Source organism: Sanguibacter sp. Z41_6 (assembly GCF_059621145.1).
The window spans coordinates 448,744-466,590 of sequence record NZ_JCAQIF010000002.1 but is presented as its reverse complement, the minus strand read 5'-3'; the positions used below and the strand labels follow the sequence as shown (position 1 = coordinate 466,590).

Below are 17,847 nucleotides of genomic sequence, written 5' to 3'. Positions count from 1 at the left end.
CCGGTCGGTCTCCCCCACCGTAGGTGCCCCGGCCCACGCGCGCGACCTGCACGGACACCCGGTCCCACATGCCTCGGGGCACGACCCGACGGGTCGTGCCCCGAGGCTCACCCGTGGGCGTCAGGCGATGACGAGCACGAGGTCGCCGCCCTCGAGCTGCTGCACCGCACCGATGGCCAGCCGCTGCACCACTCCCCCGATCGGGGTGGTGATCGCTGCCTCCATCTTCATGGCCTCGACGGTCGCGACCGTCTGGCCCGCCTCGACGCGCTGGCCCTCCTGGACGACCGCTGTCACGGCCCCGGCGAACGGCGCGGCGATCTGGCCCGGCGTGCCGGGATCAGCCTTCTCCGCCGCGTCGAGGTCGACCTCGGCGTTGCGGTCGCGGATCTGGATCGGGCGGATCTGGCCGTTGAGCGTGAACATCACCGTGCGCATGCCGCGCACATCAGGCTCCCCCACGGCTTCGAGCCCGACAAGCAGACGCACGCCGCGCTCGAGAGCGATCTCGACCTCGTCGCCCGCCTGGAGACCGTAGAGGTAGCTCGACGTGTCGAGCACGCTCACGTCCCCGTAGGCCGCCTGAATCGCGAGGAACTCCTTGGTCGGACCCGCGAACAGCAGGTGGTTGAGCCGGTTCCGGCGGGCTTCCGACGATCCGTCGAGCTCGCGGCGATCCTCGTCGGACAGCGGCGTGACACCGCCGCGCACCGTCCGACCGGCGAGAGCCTTCGAGCGGAAGGGCTCGGGCCACCCACCGGGCGGGTCGCCGAGCTCACCCCCGAGGAAGGCGATGACAGAGTCCGGGATGTCGTAGTCCTGCGGGTTCTCGGCGAAGTCAGCCGGGTCCGCACCGCGTGCCACGAGCTGGAGCGCGAGGTCGCCGACCACCTTGGACGACGGCGTCACCTTGACGAGGCGACCGAGGATCCGGTCCGCCGCGGCATACGTGGCCTCGATCTGCTCGAACTGGTCCCCCAGTCCCAGCGCGATCGCCTGCTGGCGGAGGTTCGACAGCTGTCCCCCGGGGATCTCGTGCGTGTAGACGCGCCCGGTGGGTCCTGCGAGCCCGGACTCGAACGGTGCGTAGAGCTTGCGCACCGCTTCCCAGTACGGCTCGAGGTCGCACACGGCGCGCAGCGACAGCCCGGTGTCACGCTCGGTGTGCTCCAGGCCGGCGACGAGCGCGGACATCGGCGGCTGGCTCGTCGTGCCCGCCATCGCAGCGCTCGCGACGTCGACCGCGTCGACCCCGGCCTCGACCGCGGCCATGATCGTGGCCATCTGGCCACCGGTCGTGTCGTGGGTGTGCAGGTGCACGGGAAGGTCGAAGCGCTCCCGGAGCGCGGTGACGAGTGCGGTCGCCGCGGCTGGCCGGAGGAGCCCCGCCATGTCCTTGATCGCGAGGATGTGCGCGCCGGCAGCGACGATCCGGTCCGCGAGATCCAGGTAGTAGTCGAGGGTGTAGAGCTTCTCGTCCGGGTCGAGGAGGTTGCCGGTGTAGCACAGGGCCACCTCGGCGACGGCTGTCCCGGTCGCCCGGACCGCCTCGATGGCGGGGCGCATCTGCTCGACGTCGTTGAGCGCGTCGAAGATGCGGAAGATGTCGATGCCGGTCGCGGCCGCCTCACGGACGAACGCCTCCGTCACCTCCGTCGGGTACGGCGTGTAGCCGACCGTGTTGCGACCGCGCAGCAGCATCTGCAGAGCGACGTTGGGCATCGCGGCGCGGAGCGTCGCCAGGCGGTCCCAGGGGTCCTCGCCGAGGAAGCGCAGCGCGACGTCGTACGTCGCGCCACCCCAGGCCTCGACCGAGAAGAGCTCCGGCAGCTGGTGTGCCACGTACGGCGCGACGCCGGCGAGGTCGTAGGTGCGCACACGCGTCGCCAGGAGCGACTGGTGGGCGTCGCGGAACGTCGTGTCCGTGACCGCGACGGCGGTCTGCTCCCGCAGCGCTCGTGCGAAGCCCTCCGGCCCGAGCTCGAGGAGACGCTGGCGCGAGCCGGCTGGAGCCTCGGCCGCGAGGTCAGCCGTCGGGAGCTTCGCGCGGGGCACGATCGTCGACGGCAGAGGTCCGTGCGGACGGTTCACCGTGACGTCACCGAGGAAGTTGAGGAGCTTGGTCCCGCGGTCCGCGCTCTCCCGCGCGGCGAGCAGCTCCGGACGCTCGTCGATGAACGACGTGGACAGGTGGCCCGCGACGAACTCGGCGTCCTCGAGCACCGCCTGCAGGAACGGGATGTTCGTCCGGATGCCTCGGATGCGGAACTCCGCGAGGGCCCGGCGCGCTCGGCGCACCGCCGTCGGGTAGTCCCGCCCACGGCACGTGAGCTTGACGAGCATCGAGTCGAAGTGGCCGGAGATCTCCGAACCAGCGGTCGCGGTAGCTCCGTCGAGGCGCACACCGGCGCCGCCCGGGGAGCGGTAGGCGACGATCCGGCCCGTGTCGGGGCGGAACCCGTTGGACGGGTCCTCCGTCGTGATCCGGGTCTGCAGGGCGGCGCCGTTGACGCGCACGTCCTCCTGACGGATGCCGAGGTCCTCGAGGGTCTCCCCCGCCGCGATGCGCATCTGGGAGGACACGAGGTCGATGTCGGTGACCTCCTCGGTCACCGTGTGCTCCACCTGGATGCGGGGGTTCATCTCGATGAACACGTGCTGGCCGGCGCGCTCCCCCACGGTGTCGAGGAGGAACTCGACGGTCCCCGCGTTCTGGTAGCCGATCGACTTCGCGAACTTCACCGCGTCCGCGCACAGCGCGTCGCGGATCGCCGGGTCGAGGTCCGGCGCCGGGGCGATCTCGATGACCTTCTGGTGGCGACGCTGCACGGAGCAGTCACGCTCGAAGAGGTGGACGACGTTGCCCTGGCCGTCAGCGAGGATCTGCACCTCGATGTGCCGCGGCCGCAGGACGGCTGCCTCGAGGAACATCGTGGGGTCGCCGAACGCACTGTCGGCCTCGCGCATCGCGGCAGCCAGCGCCGCAGGAAGGTCCTCGCGGTTGTCGACGCGGCGCATCCCCCGGCCGCCACCACCCGCGACAGCCTTCGCGAAGATGGGGAAACCCACCTCGTCCGCGGCCGCGATGAGCTCGTCGATGTCCGCCGACGGCTTGCTCGAGGCGAGGACCGGGATCCCGGCCTCACGGGCGGCCTGCAGGGCTCGAACCTTGTTCCCGGCGAGCTCGAGGACCTCGGCGGGCGGGCCCACGAACGTCAGGCCCGCCTCGACGCACGCCCGAGCGAGGTCCGGGTTCTCCGAGAGGAAGCCGTACCCGGGGTAGACGGCGTCGGCACCGGCGTCCTTGGCGACGCGGATGATCTCCTCGATGTTGAGGTACGCGCGGACGGGATGCCCGGCCTCACCGATGAGATAAGCCTCGTCCGCCTTGAGACGGTGCTCGGAATTGCGGTCCTCCTTGGGGAAGACCGCGACCGTCCGCGCCCCCATCTCGTACGCAGCACGGAACGCCCGCACGGCGATCTCTGCCCTGTTGGCAACCAGAACCTTCGAGAACACCCAGCACCTCATCACTCGTCGTGTCCGGCCAGGACCGGCCTCTTCGCCCGGCCCGGGACGGTGCAACATCGAACCCGCCGCCCCGCGCACGGTGGCGTACGCGGAAGTCGCCTGCGATCTTCCCACGCCGGGCGAGATTCCTCCTCGGATCATCCACGTATCGGTCGTCGGGGACTTGTGGGATTGCGCACATGGAGGCACTAAGGTTCGGCGGGTGGCGATCCTCGGTGTCTGCAGTCTCAAGGGAGGCGTCGGCAAGACGTCGGTGACGCTCGGCCTGGCCTCCGCCGCGATCGCCGCGGGATATCGCACGCTCGTCGTCGACCTCGACCCCCAGGCCGACAGCACGCTCGCGCTCGGCGTGACGGGGGCCGCTGCGCAGGACGTCGCCGCCGTCCTCGACAACCCCGCCGGGTACGTGCTCGAGTCGGCCCTCGCGGCCTCGGCGTGGGAACCCGATCTCCTCGAGGTGGTCGTCGGGTCGGCGGAGTCTGCCCGTCACGACGGTCCGACGCACGGACACCGGACGGGGCGGCTCGCGACTGCTCTCGCGACGGTCACCGGCTACGACCTCGTCCTCGTCGACTGCCCACCCTCGTTGGGGGGTCTCACCCGACAGGGCCTCACCGCGTGCGAGCGTGCCCTCGTCGTCTCCGAACCCGGGCTCTTCTCCGTGACGGCGGCGTCGCGGGCGTTCCACGCGATCGACGACCTGCGCAAGGGACCAGCACCCGGCCTGCAGCCGCTGGGCGTGGTCATCAACCGGGTGCGGGCACGCTCCAGCGAGCAGGCCTTCCGCCAGGCGGAGCTGGAGACGATGTTCGGTCCGCTCGTGCTGGCTCCGGCCATCCCCGAGCGCGCCGCGCTGCAGCAGTCGCAAGGAGCGGGCCGCGCCATCCACGACTGGCCGGGCCACGCGGCTGCGGAGCTCGCCACCATCTTCGACGCGCTCCTCGCCCGGGCGATGCGCGCGATGGGAGTGGGGTAGGTCAGCCCGCCGAGCGCGACTGGCGACGCAGCGCGAGCTCGTCCGGGGCTCCCGGCACCGTGTCCGGGGTGACGGAGCCGTCCGCCCCGAGCCGCTCGCGCGGGAGGGAGGCGAGCGTCCCCTCGACCTCTCGCCACACGCGGCCGACGGCGATCCCGAAGACCCCCTGGCCTCCCTGCACGAGGTCGATGACCTCGTCCGCGGACGTGCACTCGTACACCGACGCACCATCGCTCATGAGCGTGATCTGCGCGAGGTCCTCGACCCCACGTTCCCGCAGGTGGACGACAGCCGAACGGATCTGCTGCAGCGAGACGCCGGTGTCGAGCAGACGCTTGACCACCTTGAGGACGAGGATGTCGCGGAAGCTGTAGAGACGGTGCGTGCCGGATCCGCTGGCGGTCCGCACGGTCGGTTCGACGAGGCCGGTGCGCGCCCAGTAGTCGAGCTGCCGATAGGTGATGCCTGCGGCACGGCAGGCCGTCGGGCCGCGATATCCGATCGACGCGTCGAGGTTCGGCAGGTCGTCACCGAAGAGCAGGCCCTGCGTCCGCGCTCCCCGTGGGAACCCGGTGTCATCGCTACCGCTCACTCTTGCCTCCTCTGAAGCATCACCACGGGACCGTGGCACTCGCCCGGCGGCACGTGCGTCTACCTCCATGGTGACACGCGGCTCTCGGGCTGCCAGCGAACGATGAGCACCGGTCGTGCGGAGTGCTCGTGCGGCCCGGTCGGGCCAGCGAGGTTGGCGGGTCACACGCTAGGGGTCGGCCCCTCCGCGGTCAACGACCGCGGCCTCGCGGGATCCGGCGTGTCGCACCACCGACGTCGGAGCCTCGACCCGGGCGTTCATCAGGGGGTGAAGTCTTCCGGAGTCACCCCGTCGAGGAACGCCCGGAACCTCTCGAGCTCCTCCACGTCGGGATCGGAGACCACCTCGAGGCCGACGAGTCCGACGACCTCGGCCGAGCAGAGCACCATGGCATTCTGGCGGACGGCCAGAGCGATCGCGTCCGAGGCGCGAGAGTCGATCCGCGCTCCTGTGCTCAGCACGAGCTCGGCATGGAAGATGCCGTCGTGCAGCGCGACGATCTCCACATGGTCGAGGGTGACGCCCACGGCGTCGAGGACCGCACAGATGACGTCATGCGGCGTCGGGCGCGGAGCCGGGACGCCGGACTGCCCGAGTGCGATCGCCCCGGCCTCGCGTGGACCCACGACGATCGGCACGACGAGCTCCGCGTCCGCGTCGAGAAGCAGGACGACGATCTCCTCGTTGGCTGCACGACGGCGCACTCCCAGCACGTCTACGGGAACCATGGGGACGTCGTCGGACATGTCTCCACCGTACGGCCAAAGCGGACGACCGTCAGGTGGTGAGGTCCGCGACCCCCTGGCGCACCCACGCCGTGTGCAGCTGGGCGCACATCTCACCCAGCTCTGCCGCCGTGACGGAGGCACGGGCGCGGGCGGACGTCGTGTGCTGACCGCGCAACGGAGCGATGGCCTGGTCGACGAGCGAGACCTGCCTGTCCGCCGCAGAACGCAACGACCGCAGGTGCCGGGACCCGATCCCGTGCTCGGCGAGACCAGCGGCGAGGACCGCGACCTGCCGGGCCGACGCGTCGAACTGACCGTCCGGTCCGGGCCGGAGGATGCCCGCGTCGACGAGCTCCTCGACGACGCCGACGTCCACGCCCGCGTCGTGCGCCAGCGTGGCGAGCGTCATCGACGAGGGAACGACGGCTGCCGGCTCACCGTCCCGGGTCACCAGGCGCGGGATGAGCGGCTGATCGCTTCCCGTGACCCCCGCGTCCAGCGCGGCGAGCTTGTCCTTGATGACCTTGAGGGGGAGGTAACGGTCACGCTGCTCGACGAGGACGAATCGAAGCCGCTCGATGTCCGCGGCGCTGTACTGCCGGTAGCCCGCGGCAGTCCGCACGGGCTGCACGAGACCCTGCTCCTCGAGGAAGCGGAGCTTCGAGTGGCTCACCGCGGGGAACTCGACCTTGAGGCTGTTGAGCACGTCGGAGATGCGCATCGACGGCGTGCGTGAGATCCCCTGGGGCCACGTCTCCCGCTCGCCGTCCGCACGCACCGGGTCAGCAGCTCGCGGCTCAGAGCTCACGGAGGACCGCGACTCCTCACGGACCGCGGCGACGAGATCGGCGTGTCGAGAAGGACGCGCTGCGCTCACTGGCCTGCCTGCGCCTGGCCGGACTCCGACCGGGACCGGGGGCTCGGGTAGTACCGCATGCGGTACTTGCCGATCTGCACCTCGTCGTTCGCGTGCAGGACGACGGACTCGATGCGGTTGCGGTTGACGTACGTCCCGTTGAGCGACCCGACGTCACGCACGACGAAGTCCTCGCCCTCGCGGACGAACTCCGCGTGCTTGCGGGAGACCGTCACGTCGTCGAGGAAGATGTCCGAACGCTCGCTGCGACCCGCAAGGGTGCGGTCCGCATCGAGCAGGAACCGCGACCCGCCACTGTTCATGATGAGCAACGCGGAGGTCGGCGGGAGCGCCGCGACGGCCGCCTGCTGCTCCGCGCTGAGCCCGACGCCGGGCGCGTCGTCGAACCGCAGTGCCGTGCCGAAGCTGATGGTCGTGTCGCTGAACCCGTGCGGCGCCCCAGGACCAGCGGCGGCCGACCTCTCGTCGGGGGTGTCGTTGATGCTCCTCATGCCGCCTCCTAGAACGTTCGCACGCCGGGCATCATCGACCCGCCGGTCCATCGGCTTCCGTTGCGCACCACCATAGTTCGTCATCGGGTGTTTTCTGAACCGCCTCGCCGACCTCTGTGCACCGAACCGGCTGGTCAGCAGGCCGCGGGGCGGCTCGACAGCACGGCCCGGGCCGCGGCCACGGATCGGTGCGGTGCGCGTCAGTCGTTCTCGACGGGCGTCGCGAACTCCGGCTCGACCGGCGTGCGCACGGACAGGATCTCGACCTGCTCGCGCTGCTTGATGCGTGTCTCGCCGCCCTTGCTCCGGATCGTCGCCATCGCACCTCCCGGGATCTCCACCGCAGGCTCCAGGGTGGAAGGATCGCCGATGACGGACCACGTGTACGGCTGGTCGACGGTCTCGCCGTCGATGACGATGCCGTCACCGGCGTCCGCGAAGTAGCTCGTGGTGACCATGCGGATGCCGTTGACCTCGATGGCCTCCGCGCCCGCGTTGCGGAGCTCCTCGAGAACGTTGAACAGCTGCGCCGCCCGGATCGGCTCGCCGTCCTCGCGGATCGTGATCTCGATCCCGGGCCCCTGCGCGGGCAGCCGCCCGGACAAGATGCCCTGCGTGATCGCCGTCTGCTCGGCGAGCTCAAGAGCTGCCTGCTGGGAGTCGCTGCCCGAGCGCAGCTCGAACTCGGTGTCGCGCAGCTCCGTGGCCTCCTTCGAGAGCTCCTCGGACCGGCGTGTCACGTCGTCGAGGATCCGCACGAGGTCCGACTGGCGCAGGTTCGCGAACTCGTCCTGGCTCGTCTGGCGCAGCTGCACGACGAGGGCGAAGCCCAGCACGGCGCAGAGCAGCGCGGCGAGGATCTGGGCACGGCTCGCCCGCGGCCGCAGGACGCCCCGCAGCCGCCGCCATGCGGATTCCGGCTCGCCCGTCATGCTTTGAACAGGTGGCGGCGGATCGAGGCCGCGTTGGAGAAGATCCGGATGCCCAGGACCACGACGACGCCCGTGGAGAGCTGACTCCCGACACCGAGCTGGTCACCGAGGAACACGATGAGGGCAGCGACGACGACGTTCGACAGGAACGAGACAAGGAAGACCTTGTCGTCGAACAGACCGTCGAGCAGTGCCCGCAGACCACCGAAGAGCGCGTCCAGGGCAGCGACCACAGCGATGGGCAGGTACGGCTGGAGATAGACCGGGACGGTCGGCTCGAGGAACAGCCCCACCGCCACCCCGATGATCAGTCCGAGGACCGGTATCACTGTGCACTCCCCCGCAACGTCGGATTCACGGTCAATTATCCCCGCCCGCGACCTGTGCGTAGAACAGTACCGTCGCGCTGCCCGCAGGAAGAGTGAGCTCGTCGCTCGGCGAGACCTTCGTCGTGATGCCGAACCCGCCGCGCAACGCTTCCATCTGTGTCGCCGCCGTCGACCTCGCATACCCCGTCTCGAGCGCGTTGCGGTCCCCCACGGCGGTGATCTCGTAGGGCGAGCTCACCCCCACGAGGTCGACGAGGATGACCTGGCCAGCGCTGCGGATCGCGGTCGTCGGCGTCAGACGGTGCCCGTCGACGGCAACGGCCTCGGCGCCGCTGGCCCAGAGCGCGTTGACGACCTGCTGGAGGTCCTGGTCCTGGACGTAACCGCGGGGGTCGTCGACGGCGTCCGGGCCGTCGTTGACCGTGACCGTGAGTCCCGGCCCTGTGACGGCGACGCTGCCCGTCGCGAGGGCGTCGCGTTCGAGGAGCTCGAGGAGCTCTGGGTCCTGCGTGGCGAGCACGGCGGCCTGCAGCGAGTCGATCTCAGCGCGGAGCTGGGCGTTGCGCGCGCTCGTGGCCTCCACCTCGGTGCGACGCTCGACGATCTCCTGCTCGAGCAGGGTCCGCGCGGCGAGCACGGAGGGCTGTGGTGCGCGGAGCTGGACGGCAGCGCTGGCTGTCGCGAACCCGAGAACCACCGCCAGCGCGAGCAGGCCCGCGGCCGCTGCCCGGGACCGGGGGGCGTCACCGCCCCGGGCGCGGCGCCGCGCGGCGTGCGCGTAGCTCGGGTCGAGAGGGCGGAGCATGACCTCGTTGAGCAAGGTCATCGACGCGTCGACGGGGGGCCGCGACCCCTGCGGCTCCTGCGCGCTCCGTCGTCCCTCGCTCACGGTGTGCTCGCTCACGGCGTGATCGCCGGCTCACGCAGCAGCGGGAGCGCCTGCTGGACGTACAACGCGCCCGCATACCAGTAGAGGCCGACCCCCCACAGCGCGAAGGCCCATCCCAGCACGGACGCGACGACGCCCACCGCGCCGGTCGACTCCGCCAGCAGCAGGAGCGGGAAGGCGTACAGCAGGGCGAACGTCGCGGCCTTGCCGACGATGTTCACCGGGAGCGGGCCGTGCCCGCGACGGGCGAGCCCCGGCGCCAGCGCGAGCAGGAGAAGGTCGCGCGAGACGATGACCACGACGAGCCACACCGGGACGATGTCCCGCCAGGCGAGCGCCACGAGGGTGACGAGGATGAAGAGGCGGTCCGCAGCCGGGTCGAGCATCTGCCCGAGCCGCGACACCTGATCGAGGCGACGCGCCGCGACGCCGTCGAGCCAGTCCGTGAACCCGGACACCGCCAGCACGACGAGGGCCCACACGTCGTGCCCCTGGACGATGAGGACCGCGAAGACGGGGACGAGCGCGAGGCGCAGGAGGCTGATGACGTTCGGGACTGTCAGGACACGGCTGCTCACGTGCTGCACTGGCGCCACGCCCGACCTCACATCTGTCGTCCCGGTCCCCCGTGGGGAGATCACGCCCATCTTAGGCCGGGACGTGCGGGGGGCGGCACGAGGAGTGCGTGGCGCGCCTGTGTTCCAGGTCACCAGGGGGGTGCTCGCGTCGGGGGACGGGGCGCGCTAGGCTTGCACAACTCCACGGAGTTTGTCGCAAGTCCCGCGTGTACGTGTGTCAGTGGCCGCCAGCGGCCCAGTGTGTGTTTTCGGGATAGCGACGCCGGATCGACCCAGCACGAGGGTCGACCACCGCTCCACCAACACCACTGAATGGTTGGCTTCTTCATGACGTCTTCGGACATCTCTGTGCCCACGCACGCCCTCAGCACGCCCGTCGAGACCGCCGCACCCGTGGCCACCCCGGAGCTTGCTCCCGCGGTGACGTTCGCGGACCTCGGCCTTCCGGCCCCGCTCCTCCAGGCCGTTCTCGACCTCGGGTTCACCACGCCGTCGCTCATCCAGGAGCAGGCCATCCCGGCCCTCCTCGCCGGCAACGACATCACCGGTGTCGCCCAGACCGGTACCGGCAAGACGGCAGCCTTCGGCCTCCCGATGCTCGCCGCCATCGACCCGAACCTCCGTCAGACGCAGGCACTCGTCCTCGCGCCGACGCGTGAGCTCGCGATGCAGGTGGCCGAGGCGATCGAGTCGTTCGCCAAGCACCTCCCCGGCCTCGAGGTCGTCCCCGTCTACGGCGGCGCGCCCTACCAGACCCAGGTCCGTTCCCTCCAGCGCGGTGCGCAGGTCGTCGTCGGAACGCCCGGTCGCGTCATCGACCACCTCGAGCGCGGCACCCTCAAGCTCGAGGGCATCCGCTTCCTCGTCCTCGACGAGGCGGACGAGATGCTGCGGATGGGCTTCGCCGAGGACGTCGAGAAGGTCTTCGGCGCGGCGCCGGTCGAGCGCCAGGTCGCCCTGTTCTCGGCGACCATGCCGCCCCAGATCCGCCGCGTCGCCCAGCACCACCTGCGTCAGCCGATCGAGATCGCCGTCTCGCGTCAGTCCTCCACCGTCACGGCCGTCACGCAGCAGTTCGCCGTCGTGCCGTTCCGTCACAAGATCGGGTCGCTCGTCCGCGTGCTGGCGACGTCCGACGCCGACGCTGCGATCGTCTTCTGCCGCACCCGTGGCGCAGCGGAAGAGGTGGGCAGCGCGCTCATCGAGCGCGGGATCTCCGCCGCGACGATCTCTGGTGACGTGGCACAGAAGGACCGCGAGAAGATCGTCGAGCGCCTGCGTGCTGGTTCGCTCGACGTCCTCGTCGCGACGGACGTCGCTGCGCGTGGTCTCGACGTCGACCGCCTCGGGCTCGTCGTGAACTTCGACATCCCGGGCGAGCCCGAGGCGTACGTGCACCGCATCGGCCGCACCGGCCGCGCCGGGCGCACCGGCGTCGCACTGTCCTTCGTCACGCCGAGCGAGCGTGGTCGTCTCAAGTCGATCGAGCGGACGATCCGTCAGCAGCTCGTCGAGATCGAGATCCCCTCCCCCGCCGACGTCTCCGCCTACAAGGTCCGCGGCGCACTGAGCAAGGTGACCGAGCGCCTCGAGGCCGGCCGTCTGTCGATGTACCGCGACCTCGTCCGCGAGTTCGTCGAGGCCAACGGCACGGACCCGATGGAGCTCGCCGCCGTGCTCGCGGCCCTGTCCGTCGGTGACGACGGCCCCAAGGCACGTGCCGAGGAGGAGCTCTTCGAGGCGCAGCGCGCCGAGGCCCGCGACACCCGCAAGCGGGACATGGAGCGGGGCAACGACCGTGACCGCGGTCCCCGCCGCGACAACGACTCGCGCGCACCGCGGGGCGCTCGTCGCGACGTCGCCGGGACGCGGTACCGCCTCGCGGTGGGCCACACGCACGGCGCCCAGCCGAGCGGGATCGTCGGCGCGCTGACGAACGAGGGCGGCCTCGCCGGGAAGGACCTCGGCAAGATCGACATCTTCCCGAGCTTCTCGCTCGTCGACATCGCCGCCCCGCTCGACACCGCCACGATGGACCGCATCTCTCGGGCACGTGTCGCCGGCAAGGCGCTGCGGATCACCGTCGACGAGGGTGGGCCCGTCTCCCGCGCCCCGCGCGCCGGCGGCCGGGACTCCGGACCCAGCTCGTCCTTCTCGGGCCCGCGGAACAGCGCGCCCTCGACGCGCCGTGACGACCGCAAGCCGCGCACGCACGCCGCGTACTGAGCACCGAGAGCTCGACGCACGACCCGACGCTCGTCGGTAGACCACGCACGCCGCCCGGCCGGGATCACCTGGCCGGGCGTCGTGCGTGTGCCGTCGACGCCCGGACGACGAGCGTCGTGGCGAGCTCGAAGTGGTGGGTCTCCGGACGCGTGCCGTCAGCGATGTTCAGCAAGGTCTGCACCGCCTGGCGGCCCATCTCCCGCATGGGCTGGCGCACCGTCGTCAGCTGCGGGAAGGTCCACACCGCGAGCGGTGTGTCGTCGAAGCCGACGATGCTCAGGTCCTCCGGCAGGCGCATCCCGCGTTTGTGCGCTGCCTCCATGACTCCGAGCGCGGACGTGTCCGAGCCCGTGACGATGGCTGTCGGCGGCTCGGGCAGGTCGAGCAGGGCCTCACCCATGGCTCGTCCGTCCTCGTAGCTGAACCCCTCGTGGCGGACGAGCGCGCGGTCCACGTCCTGACCCCACGTCGTCAACGCCGCCATGTGCCCGTGCAGCCGGTGCCCGCCGGGGCGCGACTCGGGCCGCCCGCCGGCGAAGCCGATCCGGCGGTGCCCGAGCTCGAGCAGGTGCTCGGTCGCCTGCATGCCCCCGGCCCAGTTGGTCGCGCTGACGCTGATGATCCCCTCGGTCGACTCCGACCCGGTGCTCACCGGGTCGATGACGACGAGCTGGAGGCCCGCGTCCGCGCACGCCTGCACCTGCGCGCGGGTCAGCGCGGTGGTCACCCCGATGACGCCCACGTGCCCCTGACGTGCCAGCGACCGGAACCATTCGGGGCGCAGCTCCCCGATCCCGGTCTCGCCGCTCACGTCCGTGCCGCGCGCTCCGGGAACGTGGGTGACGACGATGTCCACGTCCTGTTCCGCTCCGGCGCTCAGCAGACCCGACAGCACCTGCGCCGCGTACGGGTCGACGACGGCCGAGAAGACGACCGAGACGGACCGCCGGTGCTGCGCGACGCGGCTGCCGGTGGTCGGCGCGTAGTCGAGCTCAGCGATGGCGACCAGAACCCGCTCGCGGGTGGCGGCTGCGACGTCGCGGCGCCCGTTGAGGACCTTGGAGGCGGTCGCCTTGGAGACCCCGGCGGCCCGGGCCACGGCGTCGAGCGTGGGGCGAGAGGTGCGCTGCGTCATGCGAGGACTCGTCTCTCCGGCGGGCGAGGAAGTATCGAAACATTTTCAGGCACAGTCTACGAGTGCCACGGTGCAGGCTACGCCCTTTCGCGTAGTTGACCCGCCGCACCCGGGCGCCTAGTCTCAAAGCCGGACGACGCCATGAGTCGAAACAGATTCGACACCGGCCCGACGACGGGCTCCTGGCCGCCGCCTCCATCCGTCAACGTCGACACCGGGAGCCGCATGAGCAGTCGTCGAGTCCCCGGACGCCGCCGCGCAGACCCCACCGAGGTGGGCCCTCGTCTCCACTGACCGCAGCCCGCGCCGAATCCCCGCCTGCCCGACAGACTCAGCACCACCCCCGCACGCGACCACCGGAGTGATCACCATCAGCGACCTCGACCCCGCCTTCCCCAGCGCCGAGTGGCCCATCGCGGCCGCGATGCTGCCGTTCCCGTCCGCGCAGGACGCCACCGCCGACACCTGGCACGACCACCTCGCGGAGGTCGCGTTCGAGGGATTCACCGAGGTCGACGTGACGGACTCCTGGGTCCGCGTCGGTGACCTGGAGCCCTCTCGGCTCACCGAGCTGGCCGACGTGCTGCGCCACACGGGCCTGCGCCCCGAAGCGGTCTCAGCGATCCGCCGCAGCGTCATCGACCCCGAGACCGGCGACGACAACCTCGCCTACTCGCACCGCACGATCGATGCCGCAGCCGAGCTCGGCTGCTCCGTCGTGAGCGTCGGCCTGCACCGACCGCTCACCGCTGCCCAGCGTGAGGTGCTGTGGTTCTGGACGATCGACGGGCCGCGCGACGACGACTCCGCCGAGACCTGGCAGCTCGCGGTGACCCGTCTGCGTGAGCTCGGCGAGCACGCCGCCGACGCCGGCGTCGCGCTGTCCCTCGAGATGTACGAGGACACGCTCCTGGGCTCCGCGCAGTCAGCGGTACGCCTCGTCAACGACATCGCGCACCCGTCCGTCGGCCTCAACCCCGACCTCGGCAACCTGTTCCGTCTGCACCGCGACATCGAGGGCTTCGCCGCAGCGGTCGAGGCCTGCCTGCCCGTCTCGAACTACTGGCACGTGAAGAACTACCACCGCGACACCGACCCGTCGGGCGCGGTCGTCGCCGTCCCGGCCCCGATGTACGCGGGATCGATGAACTACCGGCAGGCGATCAAGACGGCGCTCGACGTCGGGTTCTCCGGGGCCTTCTGTGTCGAGCACTACGGCGGCGACGGCCTGTCCGTCATGGCCGAGAACCGCACCTACCTGCGCAAGATCCTCGCCGTCGCCACCGGTGAGGTCGCCCGGTCCAGCCGCGCGGGCGAGCAGGTCACGTTCGCCGGAGGTGCCCGATGAGCGCCCGCGTCGCGGTCCTCGGCCTCGGTGCGATGGGCCTGCCCATGGCCACGCACCTCGCCCGCACGTACGACGTCGTCGCGTTCGACATCAGCGCCGAGCGCCTGCGGCTCGCGCAGGCGGCGGGCGTGAGCCCCGCCGACTCCCCGGCGCAGGCCTGCAGCGACGCCGACGTCGTCCTCATCGGGGTCCGGGACGCCGCCCAGCTCGAGCAGGCCCTGTTCGGCGACGCCGGTGCAGCGCAGACGCTGCCTGCCGGCGCCGTCGTCGTGCTCACCTCGACGGTCGGCGTCGACGCCGCTCGCGCCGCCGAGGCCCGCCTGGCCGTGGGCGGGGTGCACCTCGTGGACGCGCCCGTCAGCGGTGGCCCCGTCCGCGCCGGACAGGGAGACCTGCTCATCATGGTCGGCGCGCCCGACGAGGCCGTGGACCGCGCCCGCGCGGTGCTCGGGTCGCTCGCGTCGACCCTCACGGTCGCCGGCGCCCGGGTGGGCGACGGACAGATGCTCAAGACCGTCAACCAGCTGCTGTGCGGCATCCACACCGCTGCCGCGGCGGAGGCGCTCGCCCTCGCGCACGCCCTGGGGCTCGACCTCGACGCGACGATCGAGGTGCTCGGCAAGGGGGCCGCTGCGTCGTTCATGCTCGCCGACCGCGGTCCGCGCATCGCGCAGCAGCTCACCGGCCAGCGGCCGGAGCTCCGCTCCCGCCTCGACGTCATCTCCAAGGACATGGGCATCGTCGCGCGCCTCGCCCGGGAGGCGCACGTGGCCACCCCGGTCGCGTCCGCCGCCGAACAGCTCTACCTGCTCGGCGAGGCACGCGGGCTCGCGGCGTCCGACGACTCCATCATCGCGACCACGCTGTCCGCCCCGGTCGCGGTGGACCCCACCGCGACCACGGAGGGCCGGTCATGAGCGTCCTGTCGAACGACCCGGCGCAGTTCGCGGACGAGGCGCTGCGCGGGTTCGCCGACGCCTACTCGGACGTCGTCACGCTCGTCCCCGGCGGCGTCGTCCGGGCAACCGCCACCCCGTCGGGCAAGGTCGCCGTCGTCGTCGGTGGAGGCTCGGGGCACTACCCCGCGTTCAGCGGGCTCGTCGGACCCGGGTTCGCCGACGGCGCCGTCGTGGGCAACATCTTCACGTCACCGTCGGCCGACGACGCCGCCTCGGTCGCCCGCAGTGCCGCGTCCGACGCCGGCGTGCTCATGCTCACCGGCAACTACGCCGGGGACGTCATGAACTTCGGCCTCGCGCAGCGACGCCTCACCGGCGAGGGCATCGACGCGCGCTACCTCGTCGTCACCGACGACATCGCCAGCGCACCGGCCGGCCAGGAGGACAAGCGCCGCGGGATCGCCGGCGACCTCACGGTCTTCAAGGTGGCCGCGGCCGCCGCGGAGGCCGGGTACGACCTCGACGAGGTCGAGCGGGCGGCCCAGCACGCGAACGCGCGCACCCGCACGCTCGGCGTCGCCTTCGACGGGTGCACGTTGCCCGGGGCCGACGAGCCCCTGTTCACCGTCGCGGAGGGCTCGATGGGCCTCGGTGTCGGCATCCACGGCGAGCCCGGCATCGGCGAGAGCCCCATGCCGACCGCGGCGGAGCTGGCCGCGGTGCTCGTCGAGCGCGTGCTCGCCGAGGCGCCGGAGCCCGGCCCCGCGCGCGCCGCCGTCGTGCTCAACGGACTCGGTCGCACGAAGTACGAGGAGCTGTTCGTCGTCTGGTCCACCGTCGCGCCGCTGCTGCGCGAGGCGGGCGTGACGATCGTCGCGCCCGACGTCGGCGAGCTCGTGACGAGCCTCGACATGGCGGGCTGCTCCCTCACGCTCATGTGGCTCGACGACGAGCTCGAGCAGCTGTGGACGGCACCCGCCGCGGCACCCGCGTACCGCAAGGGCCGGGTGACGGACGTCGCCGGACGCGGACCTGTGCGGGACGAGGCGGACGCAGTGGCCGCAGCCGCGCCGCCAGCCGCCGCCGTCGTGCCCGCCAGCGAGGACGGCCGCGCGCACGCCGTCGCCCTCCTCGCGGGGATGGACCGCGCCGTGACCGCGCTGGCGGACGCCGAGACGACGCTCGGTCGGCTGGACTCCTTCGCCGGCGACGGTGACCACGGCCGCGGGATGGTGCGGGGCAGCTCCGCTGCGCTCGCCGCCGCACGCGAGGTCGTCGAGGCGGGCGGTGCCCCCGGGGAGATGCTCACCCGCGCCGGACAGGCATGGTCGAGCCGCGCGGGTGGCACGTCCGGCGTCCTGTGGGGCGCCATGCTCGAGGCCGCGGCAGCCGTCGTCCCCGACGACGCCGCGACGTGGAGACGGTGGGACACCGACGCAGCCGGTGTCCTCGCCGACGCGGTGGGTGCGGCGATCGACGCGATGCGCACGCTCGGCAAGGCGGAGCCCGGCGACAAGACGATGCTCGACGCCCTCGGACCGTTCCACGAGGCGCTCGTCGCCAGCGCGACCGGCGCACGGGGTGTCGACGTCAGCTCCACGTGGTCGGATGCCGCTGCGCGTGCCACACAGGCCGCGGAGGCCACCGCTGCGCTGCGTCCCCGGCTCGGTCGGGCCCGCCCGCTCGCAGAGCAGAGCGTCGGCCACCCCGACCCCGGTGCCGTCTCGTTGGCCCTCATCGCGACCGCGGTGACGAGCACGTCGGGCAGCGACCCCCGATCCACCACCCCCCAGGAGGACGCATGACCGACAAGCTCCGGATCGTCGTCGGCAGTGACGACGCCGGCCTCACCCTCAAGGACCTCATCAAGGCCGCCCTGGAGAACGACGACCGCGTCGAGGTCGTGGCGGACGTCGGCGTGCAGGCGGACGAGGAGACGGCGTACCCGCACGTCGCCGTCTCCGCGGCACGGCAGGTCGCCGCCGGTGACGCCGACCGCGCGCTGCTCGTGTGCGGCACGGGCCTGGGCGTCGCGATCGCCGCGAACAAGGTCCCCGGCGTCCGCGCGGTGACCGCGCACGACAGCTATTCCGTCGAGCGCGCGGTGCTCTCCAACGACGCGCAGGTGCTGTGCCTCGGCCAGCGTGTCATCGGCACCGAGCTCGCGTTGCGCCTCGTGAAGGAGTGGGTCGGGTACCGCTTCGACACGGCGTCCGCGTCAGCCGCCAAGGTCGCCGCGATCGGCGAGTACGAGACCGGGGCCCTCGACTCCGGGTCCACGGGCGCCTGCTGACCGTCGGTTCACGCTGAGCACCC

At 71.7% G+C, this 17,847-nt stretch carries 16 protein-coding genes; 6 read left to right on the top strand and 10 right to left on the bottom strand.

The features are described 5' to 3' along the window. Nucleotides 1-120 precede the first annotated feature (120 nt). Nucleotides 121-3,519, bottom strand: a complete 3,399-nt coding sequence (locus tag AC54T1_RS07115) for a pyruvate carboxylase (RefSeq protein WP_484344493.1) — start codon at nucleotides 3,517-3,519, stop codon at nucleotides 121-123. 214 nt (nucleotides 3,520-3,733) lie between these two features. Between AC54T1_RS07115 and AC54T1_RS07110 the strand changes: the two genes are divergently transcribed. Then, nucleotides 3,734-4,507, top strand: a complete 774-nt coding sequence (locus AC54T1_RS07110) for a ParA family protein (protein WP_496911505.1) — start codon at nucleotides 3,734-3,736, stop codon at nucleotides 4,505-4,507. A 1-nt stretch (nucleotide 4,508) separates the two neighbouring features. Here the strand turns inward: AC54T1_RS07110 and AC54T1_RS07105 are convergent, their stop codons facing one another. From AC54T1_RS07105 to clsA, 8 genes are all read right to left on the bottom strand, one after another. Next, complete coding sequence (locus AC54T1_RS07105; RefSeq protein WP_484344495.1) at nucleotides 4,509-5,168, bottom strand: MerR family transcriptional regulator; 660 nt, start codon at nucleotides 5,166-5,168, stop codon at nucleotides 4,509-4,511. Nucleotides 5,169-5,359: 191 nt separating this feature from the next. Further along, nucleotides 5,360-5,845, bottom strand: a complete 486-nt coding sequence (locus tag AC54T1_RS07100; protein ID WP_484344496.1) for a bifunctional nuclease family protein — start codon at nucleotides 5,843-5,845, stop codon at nucleotides 5,360-5,362. A gap of 31 nt (nucleotides 5,846-5,876) precedes the next feature. Further along, nucleotides 5,877-6,635 carry a transcriptional regulator FtsR gene (ftsR, locus tag AC54T1_RS07095; RefSeq protein ID WP_484344497.1) on the bottom strand — a complete coding sequence of 253 codons (759 nt, stop codon included), beginning with the start codon at nucleotides 6,633-6,635 and terminating at the stop codon, nucleotides 5,877-5,879. Between the two features lie 65 nt (nucleotides 6,636-6,700). Further along, the gene (locus tag AC54T1_RS07090) at nucleotides 6,701-7,195 is read right to left on the bottom strand and encodes an FHA domain-containing protein (RefSeq protein WP_484344498.1); all 495 of its coding nucleotides are present in this window, start codon (nucleotides 7,193-7,195) and stop codon (nucleotides 6,701-6,703) included. Between the two features lie 200 nt (nucleotides 7,196-7,395). Next, complete coding sequence (locus AC54T1_RS07085) at nucleotides 7,396-8,127, bottom strand: DUF881 domain-containing protein (protein ID WP_484344499.1); 732 nt, start codon at nucleotides 8,125-8,127, stop codon at nucleotides 7,396-7,398. Beyond that, complete coding sequence (locus tag AC54T1_RS07080) at nucleotides 8,124-8,456, bottom strand: small basic family protein (protein WP_484344500.1); 333 nt, start codon at nucleotides 8,454-8,456, stop codon at nucleotides 8,124-8,126. The genes AC54T1_RS07085 and AC54T1_RS07080 overlap by 4 nt, the downstream gene beginning before the upstream one ends. Before the next feature lie 31 nt (nucleotides 8,457-8,487). Next, entirely contained in the window at nucleotides 8,488-9,360 is an 873-nt protein-coding gene (locus tag AC54T1_RS07075; RefSeq protein ID WP_496911504.1) for a DUF881 domain-containing protein, read from the bottom strand. After that, nucleotides 9,357-9,923 (bottom strand): cardiolipin synthase ClsA, encoded by a 567-nt coding sequence (gene clsA, locus AC54T1_RS07070; RefSeq protein WP_484344502.1) that lies wholly within the window; start codon nucleotides 9,921-9,923, stop codon nucleotides 9,357-9,359. The genes AC54T1_RS07075 and clsA overlap by 4 nt, the downstream gene beginning before the upstream one ends. Nucleotides 9,924-10,250: 327 nt before the next feature. On the opposite strand from clsA, the gene AC54T1_RS07065 reads away from it, so the two are divergent. Continuing rightward, a complete protein-coding gene (locus AC54T1_RS07065) occupies nucleotides 10,251-12,149 on the top strand; it encodes a DEAD/DEAH box helicase (protein ID WP_496911503.1) in 1,899 nt (632 codons plus the stop codon). Between the two features lie 64 nt (nucleotides 12,150-12,213). Here AC54T1_RS07065 and AC54T1_RS07060 read toward each other — a convergent pair whose 3' ends face one another. Further along, the gene (locus tag AC54T1_RS07060) at nucleotides 12,214-13,284 is read right to left on the bottom strand and encodes a LacI family DNA-binding transcriptional regulator (RefSeq protein ID WP_484344504.1); all 1,071 of its coding nucleotides are present in this window, start codon (nucleotides 13,282-13,284) and stop codon (nucleotides 12,214-12,216) included. A 361-nt stretch (nucleotides 13,285-13,645) separates the two neighbouring features. Between AC54T1_RS07060 and AC54T1_RS07055 the strand changes: the two genes are divergently transcribed. Genes AC54T1_RS07055 through AC54T1_RS07040 form a run of 4 tightly spaced genes read left to right on the top strand, consistent with a single transcriptional unit; the run spans nucleotide 13,646 to nucleotide 17,824 of the window. Next, nucleotides 13,646-14,632, top strand: coding sequence for a sugar phosphate isomerase/epimerase family protein (locus AC54T1_RS07055; RefSeq protein ID WP_496911502.1), 987 nt, complete (start codon nucleotides 13,646-13,648; stop codon nucleotides 14,630-14,632). Then, on the top strand, nucleotides 14,629-15,549 hold the full coding sequence (locus tag AC54T1_RS07050) for an NAD(P)-dependent oxidoreductase (RefSeq protein WP_484344506.1): 921 nt from the start codon (nucleotides 14,629-14,631) through the stop codon (nucleotides 15,547-15,549). The genes AC54T1_RS07055 and AC54T1_RS07050 overlap by 4 nt, the downstream gene beginning before the upstream one ends. Then, the gene (locus tag AC54T1_RS07045) at nucleotides 15,546-17,336 is read left to right on the top strand and encodes a dihydroxyacetone kinase family protein (protein ID WP_496911501.1); all 1,791 of its coding nucleotides are present in this window, start codon (nucleotides 15,546-15,548) and stop codon (nucleotides 17,334-17,336) included. The genes AC54T1_RS07050 and AC54T1_RS07045 overlap by 4 nt, the downstream gene beginning before the upstream one ends. Beyond that, nucleotides 17,333-17,824, top strand: coding sequence for a ribose-5-phosphate isomerase (locus AC54T1_RS07040; protein ID WP_496911500.1), 492 nt, complete (start codon nucleotides 17,333-17,335; stop codon nucleotides 17,822-17,824). Before AC54T1_RS07045 ends, AC54T1_RS07040 begins: the two co-directional genes overlap by 4 nt. Nucleotides 17,825-17,847: the final 23 nt, after the last annotated feature.

What these genes read in the sequence shown, in the direction of transcription:
- AC54T1_RS07050 (WP_484344506.1), top strand. Translation starts at nt 14,629, where the DNA reads ATGAGCGCCCGCGTCGCGGTCCTCGGCCTCGGTGCGATGGGCCTGCCC.
- AC54T1_RS07100 (WP_484344496.1), bottom strand. Translation starts at nt 5,845, where the DNA reads ATGTCCGACGACGTCCCCATGGTTCCCGTAGACGTGCTGGGAGTGCGC.
- AC54T1_RS07040 (WP_496911500.1), top strand. Translation starts at nt 17,333, where the DNA reads ATGACCGACAAGCTCCGGATCGTCGTCGGCAGTGACGACGCCGGCCTC.
- AC54T1_RS07085 (WP_484344499.1), bottom strand. Translation starts at nt 8,127, where the DNA reads ATGACGGGCGAGCCGGAATCCGCATGGCGGCGGCTGCGGGGCGTCCTG.
- AC54T1_RS07105 (WP_484344495.1), bottom strand. Translation starts at nt 5,168, where the DNA reads ATGGAGGTAGACGCACGTGCCGCCGGGCGAGTGCCACGGTCCCGTGGT.
- AC54T1_RS07060 (WP_484344504.1), bottom strand. Translation starts at nt 13,284, where the DNA reads ATGACGCAGCGCACCTCTCGCCCCACGCTCGACGCCGTGGCCCGGGCC.
- AC54T1_RS07090 (WP_484344498.1), bottom strand. Translation starts at nt 7,195, where the DNA reads ATGAGGAGCATCAACGACACCCCCGACGAGAGGTCGGCCGCCGCTGGT.
- AC54T1_RS07045 (WP_496911501.1), top strand. Translation starts at nt 15,546, where the DNA reads ATGAGCGTCCTGTCGAACGACCCGGCGCAGTTCGCGGACGAGGCGCTG.
- AC54T1_RS07065 (WP_496911503.1), top strand. Translation starts at nt 10,251, where the DNA reads ATGACGTCTTCGGACATCTCTGTGCCCACGCACGCCCTCAGCACGCCC.